Origin of the sequence: Bacillus sp. S/N-304-OC-R1 (assembly GCF_019749375.1) — a bacterium.
Lineage (GTDB): Bacteria > Bacillota > Bacilli > Bacillales > Cytobacillaceae > Cytobacillus.
Genome location: NZ_JACWFE010000024.1, coordinates 80,889 through 96,718 on the forward strand (window position 1 = coordinate 80,889; position 15,830 = coordinate 96,718).

The 15,830-nt window shown below is 38.4% G+C and carries 19 protein-coding genes and 1 other annotated feature; of the genes, 2 read left to right on the plus strand and 17 right to left on the minus strand.

The features are described 5' to 3' along the window. The first annotated feature begins 129 nt into the window (after window positions 1–129). The gene (locus H0173_RS18875) at window positions 130–1,278 is read left to right on the plus strand and encodes an IscS subfamily cysteine desulfurase (protein ID WP_221848260.1); all 1,149 of its coding nucleotides are present in this window, start codon (window positions 130–132) and stop codon (window positions 1,276–1,278) included. A 52-nt stretch (window positions 1,279–1,330) separates the two neighbouring features. Continuing rightward, window positions 1,331–1,867, plus strand: coding sequence for a transcription repressor NadR (locus H0173_RS18880; protein WP_221848261.1), 537 nt, complete (start codon window positions 1,331–1,333; stop codon window positions 1,865–1,867). Window positions 1,868–1,908: 41 nt separating this feature from the next. On the opposite strand, the gene pheA is transcribed toward H0173_RS18880, so the two are convergent. The 17 genes from pheA to H0173_RS18965 all read right to left on the minus strand — a co-directional run bounded on the left by pheA (window position 1,909) and on the right by H0173_RS18965 (window position 15,810). After that, complete coding sequence (pheA, locus tag H0173_RS18885) at window positions 1,909–2,787, minus strand: prephenate dehydratase (RefSeq protein WP_221848264.1); 879 nt, start codon at window positions 2,785–2,787, stop codon at window positions 1,909–1,911. A gap of 168 nt (window positions 2,788–2,955) precedes the next feature. Then, complete coding sequence (locus tag H0173_RS18890) at window positions 2,956–3,411, minus strand: ACT domain-containing protein (protein ID WP_221848266.1); 456 nt, start codon at window positions 3,409–3,411, stop codon at window positions 2,956–2,958. 27 nt (window positions 3,412–3,438) lie between these two features. Next, on the minus strand, window positions 3,439–4,725 hold the full coding sequence (gene obgE / locus H0173_RS18895) for a GTPase ObgE (RefSeq protein WP_221848267.1): 1,287 nt from the start codon (window positions 4,723–4,725) through the stop codon (window positions 3,439–3,441). A gap of 94 nt (window positions 4,726–4,819) precedes the next feature. Next, a complete protein-coding gene (locus H0173_RS18900; RefSeq protein WP_221848269.1) occupies window positions 4,820–5,359 on the minus strand; it encodes a sporulation initiation phosphotransferase B in 540 nt (179 codons plus the stop codon). Window positions 5,360–5,509: 150 nt separating this feature from the next. Continuing rightward, window positions 5,510–5,803, minus strand: a complete 294-nt coding sequence (rpmA, locus tag H0173_RS18905) for a 50S ribosomal protein L27 (protein WP_221848270.1) — start codon at window positions 5,801–5,803, stop codon at window positions 5,510–5,512. Beyond that, window positions 5,804–6,148: a ribosomal-processing cysteine protease Prp gene (locus tag H0173_RS18910; protein WP_221848272.1), complete on the minus strand. Its 345-nt coding sequence runs from the start codon at window positions 6,146–6,148 to the stop codon at window positions 5,804–5,806. Between the two features lie 10 nt (window positions 6,149–6,158). Beyond that, complete coding sequence (gene rplU / locus H0173_RS18915) at window positions 6,159–6,467, minus strand: 50S ribosomal protein L21 (RefSeq protein ID WP_221848275.1); 309 nt, start codon at window positions 6,465–6,467, stop codon at window positions 6,159–6,161. A 13-nt stretch (window positions 6,468–6,480) separates the two neighbouring features. Continuing rightward, window positions 6,481–6,571, minus strand: a sequence feature (ribosomal protein L21 leader region). Between the two features lie 53 nt (window positions 6,572–6,624). After that, a complete protein-coding gene (locus tag H0173_RS18920) occupies window positions 6,625–8,094 on the minus strand; it encodes an Rne/Rng family ribonuclease (RefSeq protein ID WP_221848277.1) in 1,470 nt (489 codons plus the stop codon). A 22-nt stretch (window positions 8,095–8,116) separates the two neighbouring features. Then, complete coding sequence (locus tag H0173_RS18925) at window positions 8,117–8,986, minus strand: M50 family metallopeptidase (RefSeq protein ID WP_221848279.1); 870 nt, start codon at window positions 8,984–8,986, stop codon at window positions 8,117–8,119. Then, window positions 8,979–9,755: a M23 family metallopeptidase gene (locus tag H0173_RS18930; protein WP_221848281.1), complete on the minus strand. Its 777-nt coding sequence runs from the start codon at window positions 9,753–9,755 to the stop codon at window positions 8,979–8,981. Before H0173_RS18930 ends, H0173_RS18925 begins: the two co-directional genes overlap by 8 nt. Before the next feature lie 167 nt (window positions 9,756–9,922). Next, the gene (gene minD, locus H0173_RS18935) at window positions 9,923–10,726 is read right to left on the minus strand and encodes a septum site-determining protein MinD (protein ID WP_221848283.1); all 804 of its coding nucleotides are present in this window, start codon (window positions 10,724–10,726) and stop codon (window positions 9,923–9,925) included. Between the two features lies 1 nt (window position 10,727). Next, entirely contained in the window at window positions 10,728–11,405 is a 678-nt protein-coding gene (gene minC / locus H0173_RS18940) for a septum site-determining protein MinC (protein WP_221848285.1), read from the minus strand. A gap of 332 nt (window positions 11,406–11,737) precedes the next feature. Then, window positions 11,738–12,253: a rod shape-determining protein MreD gene (gene mreD / locus H0173_RS18945; RefSeq protein ID WP_221848287.1), complete on the minus strand. Its 516-nt coding sequence runs from the start codon at window positions 12,251–12,253 to the stop codon at window positions 11,738–11,740. Continuing rightward, window positions 12,250–13,134, minus strand: coding sequence for a rod shape-determining protein MreC (gene mreC, locus H0173_RS18950; RefSeq protein ID WP_221848289.1), 885 nt, complete (start codon window positions 13,132–13,134; stop codon window positions 12,250–12,252). Before mreC ends, mreD begins: the two co-directional genes overlap by 4 nt. A 163-nt stretch (window positions 13,135–13,297) precedes the next feature. Next, window positions 13,298–14,314: a rod shape-determining protein gene (locus H0173_RS18955; RefSeq protein ID WP_221848290.1), complete on the minus strand. Its 1,017-nt coding sequence runs from the start codon at window positions 14,312–14,314 to the stop codon at window positions 13,298–13,300. A 169-nt stretch (window positions 14,315–14,483) separates the two neighbouring features. Beyond that, a complete protein-coding gene (gene radC / locus H0173_RS18960) occupies window positions 14,484–15,173 on the minus strand; it encodes a RadC family protein (protein ID WP_313770673.1) in 690 nt (229 codons plus the stop codon). Window positions 15,174–15,234: 61 nt separating this feature from the next. After that, the gene (locus H0173_RS18965) at window positions 15,235–15,810 is read right to left on the minus strand and encodes a Maf family protein (protein WP_221848292.1); all 576 of its coding nucleotides are present in this window, start codon (window positions 15,808–15,810) and stop codon (window positions 15,235–15,237) included. Window positions 15,811–15,830: the final 20 nt, after the last annotated feature.

Sequence of the window (15,830 nt, forward strand, 5' to 3'; positions counted from 1 at the left end):
TGACACTTATATTTACATAGAATTAAACTTATGACAAGAGTTTTTTAGATTTATAATGAATTCCAACACTAAATCTTCTATAACAAGACTTCATAGCACATAAGAATATCAATATGGAGCTGAAAAGGAATGAAATATTTTGATTATGCAGCAACCTGCCCTTTAGATCCCGATGCTGCTAATACGTATTTAAAGGCAGCCACTGAATACTACGGAAATTCACAAAGCCTTCATGACTTTGGCAGTCATGCAAGCAGTCTTTTAGAAAATTGCCGAAGTGAATTAGCTTATCTTCTTCAAGTTGAGAAAGAAGGAATATATTTTACGAGTGGAGGTACAGAGAGTAATTACCTAGCTATTCATGCACTATTAACTACCGGAAAAAAAGATGGTAAGCATATCATTACAAGTATTGCCGAGCATTCATCCATTCATAGTACTTTAGAAAAATTAATAAGCGAGCAACACTATGAAGTAACAGCACTTCCGCTTAATGGTCATGGATTAATTGATTTGGAGGAGCTCAAAGCAGTTATAAGAGCAGAAACAGTGTTAATTATCATTCAGCACGGAAACTCTGAGATTGGTTCAATACAGCCTTTAGAAGAAATAGGTAAACTTTGCAAAGAGAACGATATTTTATTCCATAGTGATTGTGTACACACTTTTGGAAAAATAGATTTAAGAACCGTTGCATTACTTGTTGATAGTTTATCAATTTCCGGTCATAAATTTTATGGACCTAAAGGGACAGGAGCCCTTTATTTGAATCCATATTTAAATTGTCAGCCTCTTTTTCCTAATGTTTCACATGAACGAGGGTTCAGGCCAGGGACCGTGGACGTGCCTAGTATTACAGCTATGACCGTTGCAGCACAGAAAGCCTATAAAAATTTGGACTCGAACACTGCTCATTTTGAGCACCTTCGAAGAACACTCTTAAAGTCACTAGAACCGATAAGCCATCAATGTACAATTTATAATTGTATACAATCCAACCAGCTCCCCTCGACAATTGGCATAAGGATAAAAGGGATAGAGGGACAATTAATGATGTTAGAATGTAATCGCAGAGGATTTGCGATTTCAACTGGCAGCGCCTGTCAAGTTGGCATGCAATCCATTTCCAAAACGATGAATGCTATGGGGATTACCGGAAAAGAGGCTAAAGAATTCATAAGGATTTCATTTGGCCGGGATACGTCAGTTGCTGAAACAGAAGAGCTTGGGAAAGTTATTATCCAAATTACGAAAGAAATCATGCAAAGTTATCATTAATGGTCATCTATGTTACAATGTATCATTATCGTCGTATAGGGGAGATATTGTGATGAAGGATCAGAAAAAAGTACTTGGCGAGGAAAGACGGGAATTGCTTCTCCAATTACTGAAAGAAACTGGAGAGCCAATCACGGGCGGTGAGCTTGCATCAAGAACAAATGTCAGCAGGCAGGTTATAGTAGGAGATATTACGTTGCTTAAAGCACGAGGGGAACCAATTATCGCCACTAGCCAGGGCTATATGTATTTAACCCAAAGCGCTATGTCCACTTCTGTTGAACGAACTGTTGCCAGCTCCCATACTCCCGAAAGAACAGAAGAAGAGTTAAATTTATTAGTTGACCATGGAGTAACCGTTAAAGATGTGAGAATTGAGCATCCTGTTTATGGGGATTTAATCGCCTCTGTTATGGTATCGACTCGAAAGGAAGTTAGGCAATTTATTGAAAAAATAGAAACAACAAATGCTTCCTATTTGTCCGAGCTTACAGAAGGAATTCATCTCCATACCCTCTCTGCCGCCTCAGAGCAAAAATTGGATGAAGCCATCAAAGCGTTGAAAAATGCTAATTTTATTGTTGAATAAGGATGAAAAGAAACCGTTCAGGATCTGAACGGTTTCTTTGTTTACATATTCTTAACCCGGCTTTTTTCCATACCGAGCTGATAGTAAGGGTAGCTTCCTAATATCTTTACTTTGCAGTCTAATGCTTCTAATTCCGCTACTACTCCGGGAATGAGGACATCATCCTGCTTCATATCAACATCGATGATAAAGAAGTAATTACCAAGCCCAGTTTTCATCGGTCTTGATTCGATTTTCGATAAGTTTAGCCTTCTCCAGGCGAAAGCAGAAAGTACTTGATGCAATGCACCTGCACGGTCTGCAGGCAAAGTAATCATCACCGTTGTTTTATAGCCCTTAAATGTTGATTTCTCTTCTTGCAAAGGCACTTGTTTCTTTGAAAGGACGATAAAGCGAGTATGATTATAGCTTACATCGTGAATGTCCTCACGTACAATTTCAAGCCCATATTCCTTTGCCGCAAGCTCATTGGCGATAGCACCAGCCTTAATCTCTGGATGATCCTTTACAAATTGAGCAGCAGCTGCTGTCGAAGTAGTTTTCTCACAAGGAGTCCCCTTAAGCTCTTTATGCAAGAACTTATGACATTGTGCAAGGGCATGAGAATGGCTATAGACAACGCCAGTCTCTTTCCAAGTATCTTTGTTTGCTGGATGTACCATAAAATGCTGTCTAATCGGGCAAGAAATTTCCCCAACAATTGGCAAGTCCACTTCATGAACTAAATAATCAAGGGTAATATTAACCGAACCTTCTAGTGCATTTTCAAGAGGAACGACAGCAATTTCAATGGCATCCTCTATTAGTGCATCAAAACAGTCAGGAATCGTAGAGTATGGTACAGCATGTTCTTTAGGGAACATTTCCCTCACAGCTATATCAGTAAATGTTGCTTTTGGACCTAAATAACCTACTTTCACGAATATCTCTCCCTTTAACTACACATCATTCCTTTAATAATAATACTTTACCACTTTACTCCGAGAATGTATGTAATTAATTTTGGCTGTTTTACCTAGGTATACCTAGCAGCTTTGAAAAAAATAGTCCTTAAAAGAAAAAATCAGGGCCGATTCAGGCATAAAAACTTATGCGCCTGAACCGAGCACCTCTACTTTTTCAACAAACTCTAATTTTCTTAACTTAGCTAGTAATTCTTCTATTTCCATGGACATATCGGTAATATTCAAAGAAAGTGTTACGTTTGCCCTTCCCATTAAGGGAATAGTTTGGTGAATGGTCATGACATTGCATCCTGAAGAAGCTACCACACTTAATAGATGAGATAAAGTACCTGATCGGTCTTCCAAATAGAAAAATAAGGTTATTAATCTTTCTTTGACAACAGTATGAAAGGGAAAGACTGTATCTCTGTATTTATAAAAGGCACTTCTGCTTAAATCGACTTTTTGCACAGCATCCCAAACCGATTCAGCTTTACCTCTCTCAATCATTTCCTTGGCATCTAATGTTTTTTTCATTGCCTCAGGAAGCACATCTTCCCGGACAAGGTAAAATTTCTTATCGAATTTCTCTTGTCTCATAACTACACTCCATTAACACCTGAGAGACTATTCAATAAACTCAAATTCATATTCAAGCAGCTTGACTGTATCCCCGTCTTTTGCTCCTTTTTCACGAAGTGCTTCATCAACACCCATTCCGCGAAGCTGTCTTGCAAATCGGCGGACAGACTCATCTCTAGTAAAGTCAGTCATCTTAAAGAGCTTTTCAATCGCATCCCCTGAAACAATAAATGTACCAGCTGAATCTCTTGTGATGGTAAATTCTGTTTGTTCAGCCTCATGTTTATATACGACGCGATGTACTCCAGTATCTTCCTCTTCATGAAGCGGGAACTCAGGTGTTTGTTCAATTGTATCAGCAATCGCAAATAGCAGGTCTCTTAATCCTTGTCTAGTAATTGCTGAAATCGGGAAGATTGGATATTCCTCTTCAATTTGCTCTTTAAATTTTTGTAAGTTTTCTTCCGCTCCAGGCATCTCCATTTTATTTGCAACAATGATTTGCGGTCTTTCTGTTAGACGCAAATTATACTCTTTCAATTCATTATTAATGGTTAAGTAATCCTCGTAAGGGTCTCTTCCTTCAGTCGCAGCCATATCGATCACGTGAACAATAACACGAGTCCGTTCAATATGTCTTAAGAACTGATGGCCAAGTCCGACACCAGAATGTGCCCCCTCTATTAATCCTGGCAAGTCAGCCAATACGAAGCTTCGCCCATCTTCTGTTTCTACCATTCCTAAGTTAGGTGCAATCGTTGTGAAATGATATTCGGCTATTTTTGGTCTAGCAGATGAAACAACTGATAAGAGTGTTGATTTTCCAACACTTGGAAATCCAACAAGACCAGCATCTGCTAATAGCTTTAATTCAAGGATTACGTCTCTTTCAATTCCCGGCTCTCCATGCTCAGATAATTCAGGTGCTGGATTAGATGGGGTAGCAAATCTAGTGTTTCCTCTTCCCCCTCGTCCGCCTCTTGCAATAACAGCTCTCTGACCGTGTTCTGTCAGATCTGCAATGATTTCATTTGTTTCTGCATCAGTTATAACTGTACCAGGGGGAACCTTTACAATCATATCTTTTGCATTTCGGCCGTGCTGGTTTTTGGACATGCCATGCTCCCCACGTGGAGCTTTAAAATGACGCTGATAACGGAAATCCATTAGAGTGCGCAATCCTTCATTCACTTCAAAGACTACATCTGCGCCATTACCTCCATCACCGCCGGCAGGTCCTCCCTTAGGCACATATTTCTCACGACGGAACGCAACCATTCCATTGCCCCCGTCGCCACCTTTAACATAAATTTTTACCTGATCGACAAACATACTATTCCTCCTGTCTTAGCTGTCCATAACTTATAGACAGCAAGAACTGATTGTTATTATCTATGTAGAGAAAAATTAACTTGATTAACTTCGTTTATATAGCTGCAGAGACAAAGAAATCTAATGATAATTCTTGCTCTGTCCAGCTTTGAACAACGATCTCTGGAGAAGAAGGGGTTTTCTCTAAAAATTCCTCTAGCTTTTCCTTATTTGTTATTATTCCTCTAAAATCAAAAAAGAAACGGGTTCCATCTATCTGGGGTTCAATCGTAACGGATAAATAATTTTCATAAAATGGCTTAATGGCAGAATTTAAACATGCAAAAAAAGTGCAAGTCCAATTTGTCAGCCAATCATCATTTAAATCACCGTTTATCGTACCATCTAATACATCATATTCAATTTGAAACGAATGATTTTCCCAATTATATGTAAGAAGCAAGGAGGCGAATTGAGGAATATTCAAGTTAGATAGCTTAGCTTCAGCTTGAGCTTCTGCCACAATTTCATTAATAATATCTTTAGCCCGGTCAATTTTATTAAGAGCTAAATTGCCTTTTATTAGCTGGATTTTATTTAGCCAATCGTGGCGTGCATACCGCAGCACCTCGATTACATCCCAATCAGTTTTCATATATGCACTCCTACGCAGCAATTAATTAAATATCAGTAGACTGCTTGCTGTTAGTATATCAAAAAACGAGGCAGACGTAAGCAAATAATACACTTTTTAGGCAAAAAAGAAAACTCTAACCACTAAGGTTAGAGTTTTCTAAGTCATTCCTTATGCTTCTTGAGCTACAGGATATACGCTTACTTGCTTACGATCGCGGCCAAGGCGCTCAAACTTAACAACACCATCCACTTTTGCGAAAAGTGTGTCGTCTCCACCTTTACCAACGTTCACACCTGGGTAAATTTTTGTACCGCGTTGACGGTAAAGAATTGAACCACCAGTTACGAACTGACCATCTGCACGCTTAGCACCTAAACGCTTTGAGATAGAGTCACGTCCGTTCTTCGTTGAACCTACTCCCTTTTTAGAAGCAAATAACTGAAGATCTAATTTTAATAACATTTATTCCACCTCCTGCTTTTTGAAGGTCATTTTTATATGCTGTCCGTATTGCTCTTCGATCGTCTGCAATGAGACAACCATTCCTTCTAAAAGAAGCTGAATTTTCTCATTTGTTTCCTCCGGCATATTATCCGGAATTGCACAGCGGAGAAAACCGTCCTCTTTTTGATCAATTTCCGGTGTGATGCCAAGTAAAGCATGCACCGCGTTAATTGCACCAACAGAAACAGCTGATACGCCTGCACAGACGATATCATTGCCTCTGTCAGCAAATAAGGCATGGCCACTAATTTCAAACGATTGAATCATACCAGACATTTTACGATTCACCGTAACTTGAATCATATTGTTCGCCTTAAGCGTTGATCTTTTCAATCACAACTTTAGTGTATGGTTGACGATGACCTTGCTTTTTACGATAGTTTTTCTTAGCTTTGTACTTGAAAACAATAATTTTCTTCGCACGGCCTTGTTTTTCAACTTTCGCTGTAACAGTAGCTCCTTCAACAACAGGGCTTCCTACTTTTACATTTTCTCCGCCAACGAAAAGAACTTTATCAAAAGTTACTGTTTCGCCTGCTTCTGCGTTTAGCTTTTCGATGTAGATAGCTTGACCTTCTTCTACACGAATTTGCTTACCACCAGTTTCAATAATCGCGTACATGAACTGCACCTCCTCTTAGACTAAGACTCGCCATCATCAGGCGTTTGACACCTCATAAAAAAGATGCAAAACTTAAAACCTGTTCTGTGCGGTTGTAGCACGGGTGCGCTACAAACATAACATAAAAATCCTATCATAAAAGGGGCTAAACTGTCAATTAGATTCTAGCTTTTCTTCTTATTTCTTCCGATGTTCCGAACTGTCTAATTTCATATTCCGGTTTTGGAGATAGTTTAATACTAAAGATGATTTCTAGTCCCATTAATTCTTCCAATCTTTGTTTGTGGACATTTTGCTCCCCAGAAAATAAAGCTTGAACATCTTCAGTAGCTTCAATTAGTACCGCTGCATAGTCTGAACCTCTATGCTCCCACAGCTCTCTTTCCAAGCGAAAAGCTACTGTTTCTGGACTTAATACACGTCCTTTTCCATCACAAGTAGGACACTTGACCATTAAAGCCTCTGAAATAGCTGGTTTTATCCTTTTCCTTGTTATTTGCATTATACCTAGTGGCGTAAATCCAACAATATTTGTCCGTCTATCGTCCTTCCTTAATTCTTGTGCCATTAGGCTAGCGATACGATTACGGTCCTTTTCCTCTTTCATATCGATAAAGTCTATTAAAATCATGCCAGCAATATCACGAAGACGGATTTGTCTTGCTGCTTCTGCTGCTGCCCATTCATTTGTTTTCACAGCTGTTTCAGCAAGATCATGTTTCCCTATGTATTTCCCAGTATTTACATCAATAACCGTTAATGCCTCTGCCTCATCAAAAATTAAATAAGCCCCATTATCCAGCCAAACAATCCTTTTTAACGCTTTCTCTATTTCATGTTCAAGTTTATAAACGGAAAAAATATTTTCTTTCCCGTTATAATGCACGATAGGAATATCGCAATGCACCTGCAACTCATGCTTCAAGGCTAAATCATCCACTAAAATTTCGCTTATCTCCAGCCTTTCCATTACTTCAATTATTTCTTCTATCATGGAATCCCGTTCTAGTACTTTTCCCGGCTTTTTTAATGAACCTGCTGTTATTTGCAGTTCCTTGGACTTTTCCCGGAGCTGCTCTAGCTCATCAAGTAATTTTTCTTTCGGCTGATTTCGTGAAGTTGTCCGAAAAATTAGGCCTTCTTCCTGTTTTTTAGCCTCATGGCCAAATTGACGCAGTTCTTCCCTTAAATCTTGTTCTTCAATTTTTTTGGAGACTGCCACATATCGTCCTTGAGGCATGTAAATCATGTGAGTCCCCTGAAGCTCAATAATCCCAGTAAGGCGCGGGCCCTTTGCTCCCGTTGCATCCTTTTCAACTTGAACAAGAAGCTTTTCACCTTGATGAACATATGATGACACACTCTTCATCTCTTTTATGTTTTTATCCTTTTGAGCTTGTACAAAGGAAGCAAGTTTATCCCGGTGCAAATACCCGCTTTTTTCCTCACCAATATTGATAAAGGCTGCATTCATTCCTGGAAGCACCTTTTCAACAGTCCCTAAATAAATAGTGCCTACAGCTGATTGTTGCTGAGGCTGCTGGATAACAAGCTTTTCAATCATACTATTGTTGACTAAAGCATATCGCTTTTCTCTTGACGTGTAGTTAATAATTAATGTATACAAGACCGTTCCTCACTTTTTATTTCTAATACATCAAATAGAGCAGATCGCCTATACGTGATGTAACCATTTTTTCCGTAAAATACGCATGCAAAAGCTCATTTTCATCCATTGAGCCCTGTTCCTTCCCGTCTTTTTCAATAATAATCGGATGCTTATAGCCACGCTGAAACTTCTCCAGCACATGCATAACCATCACTTCTTCGCTCACGACAATAGGCTTTAAATGACGAAAGTCACTATTTCGCCCATAATACCTTTCAAGCAAAAATCTCATAAAGATGTACCGGCTTTGCTTCCATTCATGATACAGTGAAAATAATAAAAACGCGACAACGACCCATATGTTTAAGTTTATCGGTGAATTTATTAAAGTATATATTGAAAATACCACCATAGAAACTGCAGATATTTGTAAAGCTTTTCGGTGGGCTTCTGGAAAAGCTTGATTGATTGATAACAGTAGAAATACAAGCTTTCCCCCATCAAGCGGCCAAATGGGAAGTAAATTAAATAATAGGATCATCAAGTTATATTGAATAAACAGCTCATATATTCCTTCAGATAAAATGGAAAACTGAAAGAGAAGAAAGGCGGCTCCCATCATCCAAATATGCTGAATGGGGCCGGATAGAATGACAATTAATTCTTCCTTTAAAGGTCTATTTCCATGCTCCTCTATTTCAGCAACACCGCCAAACGGCAAAAGAGCTATTCTTTTAATTCTCCACGAAAAAAAAGACGCTGCCACCGCATGTCCCATTTCATGTACAAAAATAATCAGCAAAAGTAGAGACAATTCATTAAAATGGGCGGTCATCACAGCTAATCCAATAACAACCCAAAGAAGAGGATGAATTTGTATATATTTTATCAATCCTGCAAATTTATTCAAATGGGATCACCTGTATCGGGTCAATGAAATCATCGCCCTTCTTAATAGCAAAATAAAAGGAGCCCTTCATTCCATCCTCCATCGCAGTTGAAATTCCAACTTCCTTTCCTTTTTCCACATACTCCATTAGATTTACATCGATTTCTGCTAAATTCCCATACCATGATTCACTATTATCCCCATGCTTAATAATAACGGTTTTTCCAAAACCATCTTTTTTTCCGGCGAATTTTACTAATCCTTCACTCATTGCGACTACAGGTGCGTCTTTGCTCGTTTCAATCGTTATTCTTTGTCCGTTTGCATGAAAGTCTTCGAGAATTCTTGCGGAAGCTGGCAGTGCATACTCTGTTTTAGGGGATAACTCCTGCTTTTCTTCATTTTTATCCTTTACAGGAAAAAGAGCAAGCGGCTTTCCAAACTGGTCTTCATACCAATTAGCAACCGCAATAAATTGAAAGTCATTTTCCATTGTTTTTGTGACAAAATTTCTAGCAGATTCAAACGTTCCACCGCTGTTCTTGAACATAATAGCGACAATTAAAAATAAACAGGCTGATGCTAGAACTTTAAAGAGAAAATATTCTTTTCGGAATAATGGATGATTCCCTTCATCACCACTGCCTTCATAGGAGGAGATTTTGTCAAATCCATATCGCTCTTCATCATCTGTCCAAGTAATTTGTTTTTTTATAGGTTTCGCCATTCTGTCACGTTCTTTTTTTCTCCGTTCCATTCGTTTACGAATATCATCTGCTCGTGATCTCATACGCCCCCACCATTCCCTTACCATTCTTTTGTACAAGTCTATGAGTTGTCCAAAGGGAGTATGACTATGAAATCGTGAAGGTTTCTAAAATCAGATCGCACTTGAGGAAACGGATAACAGCCATTCAAAGACGTAAAAAAAAGCCAAGGAAGATTTCCCTGACTTTTCTATTTTACACCAAAAAACTTTTTAAGCTTTGAAAATACGCCGACATGTTCATCTTCTAGAGGCTGAAGCGGAATAGACTCCCCTAAGATGCGGCGGGCTATGTTTCGGTAAGCGATGGAAGCTCTGCTGTTAGGATTTAAAGCAATCGGCTCACCATGATTTGATGCCTTAATTACTTCGTCATCGTCTGCTACGATCCCAATTAATTCAATTGATAGATGAGCAGCGATTTCATCAACATCCAACATATCTCCGTTTTTCATCATTTGATTACGGATGCGATTGATGACTAATTTAGGCGCTTCCACATTTTCCTCTTTTTCAAGCAAGCCGATGATGCGGTCTGCATCACGAACTGCAGAAACTTCAGGTGTTGTGACAACAATCGCTTTATCTGCACCAGCCACAGCATTTCGATAGCCATGCTCAATTCCAGCAGGGCAATCAATAATGATATAATCATAGTCTTGTTTTAATTCATTTATAAGAACCTTCATTTGCTCAGGAGTTACTGCTGTTTTATCACTTGTTTGCGCTGCTGGCAATAAGTATAGAAGATCCTCAAACCGTTTATCCTTTACAAGTGCCTGATGAATCTTGCACCGTCCTTCTAGAACATCTACTAAATCATAAATAATGCGGTTTTCAAGTCCCATGACAACATCTAAATTACGGAGGCCAATGTCAGTGTCGACGAGGCAAACCTTTTTTCCTTGCAGAGCTAAAGATGTTCCAATATTAGCGGAAGTTGTCGTCTTTCCAACTCCACCTTTTCCTGATGTAATAACAATTGCTACTCCCATCTTATTGTCCCCCTTCCAATCTAGTAATATTTGGTCTTAGATGCATTAAAACTTGCAATCTATCTACTGTTATTTGGTCTTGATCATTTATGTATGCACATTCCATTTCTCTTTTTTCCTGCTCTTGGACATGATCAGGAGATCTCGTTATGCTGGCTGCAATTCGCAATTGTGAGGGCTTCATAACGGATGCTGCGATGATTGCTTCCTTATTCCCATAAAAGCCAGCATGGGCCACGCCTCTTAATGTGCCCATAATATAAATGTTTCCGCCAGCTATTACTGTCCCTCCCGGATTAACATCCCCTACTAGCAGGAGGTCACCTGGTACATGCAAAACCTGACCAGATCTAATGATTCTTGCAATTGATACGATTTCTGTTTCTTCTTTAAGCTTGGCAGCCTCTTCTTTTGTAATTACATTCGTGTTAATTGAATCAACGACAAGGTTTTTCTTCTGTCTTATTATTTCTTTGAGCTCTTCTTCCTGCTCTTTTGATAAGTATCTATTGCCTACTTGGACCTTTACTGTAATTAAACGGTCTTCACGTGATCTTGAGCTTTCCGCAAGTTTAATATCCAGCTCTTTCTTTAATTCCTCATAAGAGCAGGAATCATCAAGATGCAGGATTAAACCATCCTTTGTTCCTTTAATCATTACATTTTGGAATTTCTTCATGGCAAGATGTTCACCTCATATGAAAAGCGCAAGAAGCGCCTTCGGCTGTACATAAATCAGGAGAAACACGGGTAGAAAGAACCATTCAAAAGGATGTTAGCTCCTGATTTTCAGCAATCAATTATTCTATACTTTCTCATTGTCTGCATTTATTAAAACATACCTAATATAAGAATACTCCTTTTGTCATAATCAAAAAAGAGATCCGGTCATGATCAATAGCAATGGCTGTTCCTCTAAATAAAAATAATTCGACAGAAATGATAGAAAATCCTTTTTAACAGGAAGAATTCATAAATAGAAGTTCAGAAATTTTTAATATTATCATTAGCCTATATATCCAAGCTTGCTACTAGCTTATCATAATGCTTCTTGAGCGGATATGCAGTAATAACGATAAAAATAAAATTAAATATTAATGTAGGCAGTAAACGAAGTGACAGAAAAGTGGAAAAGTGCATGTTCGTCAAATGAATCAGAAAATACATTTCGTAAACGCCTAATTCAAGAAGCAGTACCCCAAATAGTGCCACAAGTGAAACAATGACGATATTACTCTGTAAAATTTTCATAAGTTTTGAAATGATATAACAAACGACTGGGAACAAAAACAAATAAATACCGACTATTTCCGTATAGACTATATCAAATAGAAGACCTGCGATGAAGCTGTATAAAAGCCCATATTTTCTTGGACCATATATTGTCAAAAATATTAAGGCGACAATTAAAAAGCGCGGTGCAATTATATAGGGCTCTCCCATGATTTTTTCAGGCACAAACTCGACAAAAATACTTTCAGCTATGAATAGCAGCATGAATAAAAGAGGAAGAAGAAATTTTCTCACAGTTCCTCCTCCTTATCATCTATCATATCTTCTAATTCAGGCTTGATTGCGCTTCTTTTTACAACCATTACATGCTCAATATCGTACAGGTTTGCCCCTGGCTTCACATAAGCTGTAAGAGTAAGTCCATATTCTGCTGGTTTTACATCCACAACTTTTCCAATCGGCAGGTTTTTCGGAAATACTCCACCTTTACCTGAACTAATAACATTCTGTCCCTTTTCTACCTTCGCATCAAAAGGAATTCTCTTAAGAAGAAGAAGTCCTTTATCTTTGTCATAGCCTTCAATTAGTCCGTAATAGCTATTTCCATTTGCTTGAATTTCAGCAGAAATTCGATTTGTCGGATCCATTGCACTTAACAGCTGGACTGTCGATGTAAAGGATTGACTATTTTTCACTTTCCCAATTAATCCGTTCGCTGTAATAACAGCCATGTTTTGTTTAATTCCATCCTTTGAACCTTTATTAATGATTAATAGATCTGTCCACCGATCGGGATTTCTGCCGACAACGGTGGCTTGAATTGGTTCGAATTCACTTAAAGCATCCTTTTTATCAAGAATTTCACGAAGCTCTGCATTATCCTTTTTAAGCGTTTGCACTTCAGATTCAAGCCGTGCGAGCTCATCAAGCCGCTTTTTCAATTCTTTATTTTCTTCATATGTATTTTGCAAGTCTTTTAGATTTTCAAAGAAATCAGCAACATAATGAGTTGGACGAGAAACTGCCGATTGCAATAATCCTGTTGTATCTTTGATAAATTGTTCTGGCCAGCTTAACTGTTCACGGTCCTTTAATGAAAACCCAATCAATGCCACGAGTACAATGATGCTAACAAGCAAAATAATCAAGCGTTTGTTTAAAAAGAATTGTGGCATTTCTAACACCTCAATTTACTATTTATATAAGAGTGTTACATGGAGCAAATATTGTTCTTAAAATTTAATAATTGTGATCAATACATTAAACATAAAACCCTTTTAACAAGATTGGAGCCCAGTCACTTTACAGTGAATGGGCTGATCCACAAAAAATCGCTAATTAGCGGGATTCTCTTGACTTATTTTTAAATAAATCAATGTGATCAAGAGCTTTCCCTGTGCCGATTGCTACACAATCAAGCGGATTTTCTGCAATTAGTACAGGCATTTTTGTTTCTTCACTTATTACTTTGTCCAAGTTTCGAAGCAAAGCACCGCCACCTGTCAGAACAATTCCTCGATCCATAATATCTGCAGCAAGTTCAGGTGGAGTTTTCTCAAGCGTAACCTTTACTGCATCAACAATCGCATAGACAGTATCATGTAAAGCTTTAGAAATCTCTTCAGCTGTGATTTCAATTGTCTTAGGCAGGCCTGTTAATAAATCCCGACCGCGAATTTCAATATTTTCAATACCTTCTGAGTCCCCTGCAGAACCAATTTCGACTTTAATTGTTTCAGCCGTACGATCACCAATTAAAAGATTATAATGTTTACGAATATAATTAATAATTGCATCATCCATATTATTTCCTGCTACTCGAACAGACTGACTTGTCACAATTCCTCCTAAGGAAATAATCGCTACTTCTGTCGTTCCACCGCCAATATCAACAACCATACTTCCGGTTGGCTCCCATACAGGTAAATTGGCACCAATTGCTGCTGCAAACGGCTCTTCGATCGGATAAGCATCTCTTGCCCCTGCCTGGCGAGTTGCATCAATAACTGCACGCTGCTCCACAGCCGTAATCCCAGATGGCACACAAACCATTACATATGGCTTACCTGAGAAAAGTCCCTTGCTTTTAATTGCTTGCTTAATATAGTATTTCATCATAACTGCTGTTGTTTCATAATCTGCGATAACTCCATCCTTCATTGGACGAAGTGCCACAATATTTCCTGGCGTACGGCCGATCATGTTTTTAGCGTCATTTCCAACTGCAACAATTTGTTTTGTATCTGTTTGCAATGCTACTACTGAAGGCTCTCTTACGACAATTCCTTTTCCCTTCACATAGACAAGTGTGTTAGCTGTTCCTAAATCAATTCCAAGATCCTTTGTACCAATCATTGTTGTATCTCCCTTTCTGATACGAAATCCGAAAATGAATAAAGTCAGCACCTGCTAACTATATCCAATTTATTTTCATTAAAATGTTATTTTTAGTTAGGTGATTATATCTAATTACGTAAAAAAGCATAAACAATATTATAGCTTATCGTCAAATAAAAACATAGTGTTATAAATACCCTTTTTCCTTTAAACTCACAAATTTATTCTCCCCAATAATAAGATGATCAAGCACATCAATGCCAATGATTTTTCCACATTCTGCAAGCCTTTTAGTTACTTCAATATCCTCTCTGCTCGGTGTAGGGTCACCAGAAGGATGATTATGCACACAAATAATAGAGGCCGCCGAGCGCCTAAAAGCTTCTTTAAACACTTCTCTGGGGTGAACAATGGATGCATTTAAGCTGCCGATAAAAATAGTCTGTTTATGGAGAACTTGATTTTTGGTGTTTAAATAGAGGCATACAAAATGCTCCTGTGAAAGGAAACGCATGTCATTCATAACAAATTTCGCCCCATCCTCTGGGGACCGAATCGTATAACGATCATCATATGACAAATTTGAAATCCGCCTGCCTATTTCTACAGCTGCAAGCAGCTGAATTGCCTTAGCTGTTCCAATCCCTTTTATGGATGTAATTTCATCTAAAGAAGCATCCTTAAGGAGACGTAAGCCTTCGAAATGTGTAAGAAGCCGATTGGACAATTGTAGAACGGACTCTTCCTTTGTCCCTGTACGAAGTAGAATGGCTATAAGTTCATGAGTAGATAAACTTTGTGGACCATTTTGAATAAATCGTTCTCTTGGCCGTTCATCCTGGGGAAAATCTCTAATCATTAAAGTTTGTGTTTCCAAAAATTTTTCCTCCCTTTCACGCATTGAGCAGTGAATGGGAGATTAAGATGAAAATTTAGTTTTAAGAATATGAAGGGAAATATCCTACATTTCTTAATTCTCGAACAGTCTTTGAAACAGGAAGGCCAACAACGGAAAAGTAATCCCCGTTAATCTCTTTTACGAGGACACTGCCAAAGCCTTGAATCCCATATGCCCCTGCTTTATCAAAAGGTTCACCGGTGTCAATGTAAGCATTTATTTCTTCATCTGATAGCTCCCAAAACACTACATCGGTTTTAACATAAAAGTTCTTGTCTATCTCAGGGCCAATAATAGATACGCCTGTAAAGACAGAATGTGTTTTACCAGATAAACTTTTTAACATTGCAAATGCTTCGGTTCTATCCTTAGGCTTTCCTAATACGTTTCCTTCAAGAACTACAACCGTATCAGCACCAACGACAAAAGCATCTGGATTTTCCCCGCCAACTGCCTTCGCTTTTCTGCTGCTCAGCTCCATGACAATTTCACCCGGAGTTAATCCCGGATCAAAACTTTCATCAACATCGCTGCTAGAAACTTCAAAGGATATATGAAGATTTTCAAGAAGTTCTTTTCGTCGTGGAGAAGAAGAGGCTAAAATGAGGTTTTTCATATAATTAATCACCTTACCTT

Excerpts from the sequence above, each read along its gene's own strand:
- H0173_RS18900 (WP_221848269.1), bottom strand. The coding sequence starts at position 5,359 with ATGAAAACTGATTGGGATGTAATCGAGGTGCTGCGGTATGCACGCCAC.
- H0173_RS18910 (WP_221848272.1), bottom strand. The coding sequence starts at position 6,148 with ATGATTCAAGTTACGGTGAATCGTAAAATGTCTGGTATGATTCAATCG.
- H0173_RS18955 (WP_221848290.1), bottom strand. The coding sequence starts at position 14,314 with ATGATTGGTACAAAGGATCTTGGAATTGATTTAGGAACAGCTAACACA.
- H0173_RS18930 (WP_221848281.1), bottom strand. The coding sequence starts at position 9,755 with ATGAGATCACGAGCAGATGATATTCGTAAACGAATGGAACGGAGAAAA.
- H0173_RS18965 (WP_221848292.1), bottom strand. The coding sequence starts at position 15,810 with ATGAAAAACCTCATTTTAGCCTCTTCTTCTCCACGACGAAAAGAACTT.
- rplU (WP_221848275.1), bottom strand. The coding sequence starts at position 6,467 with ATGTACGCGATTATTGAAACTGGTGGTAAGCAAATTCGTGTAGAAGAA.
- minC (WP_221848285.1), bottom strand. The coding sequence starts at position 11,405 with ATGAAGAAATTCCAAAATGTAATGATTAAAGGAACAAAGGATGGTTTA.
- H0173_RS18890 (WP_221848266.1), bottom strand. The coding sequence starts at position 3,411 with ATGAGACAAGAGAAATTCGATAAGAAATTTTACCTTGTCCGGGAAGAT.
- mreC (WP_221848289.1), bottom strand. The coding sequence starts at position 13,134 with ATGCCACAATTCTTTTTAAACAAACGCTTGATTATTTTGCTTGTTAGC.
- minD (WP_221848283.1), bottom strand. The coding sequence starts at position 10,726 with ATGGGAGTAGCAATTGTTATTACATCAGGAAAAGGTGGAGTTGGAAAG.
- obgE (WP_221848267.1), bottom strand. The coding sequence starts at position 4,725 with ATGTTTGTCGATCAGGTAAAAATTTATGTTAAAGGTGGCGACGGGGGC.
- rpmA (WP_221848270.1), bottom strand. The coding sequence starts at position 5,803 with ATGTTATTAAAATTAGATCTTCAGTTATTTGCTTCTAAAAAGGGAGTA.
- H0173_RS18875 (WP_221848260.1), top strand. The coding sequence starts at position 130 with ATGAAATATTTTGATTATGCAGCAACCTGCCCTTTAGATCCCGATGCT.
- H0173_RS18880 (WP_221848261.1), top strand. The coding sequence starts at position 1,331 with ATGAAGGATCAGAAAAAAGTACTTGGCGAGGAAAGACGGGAATTGCTT.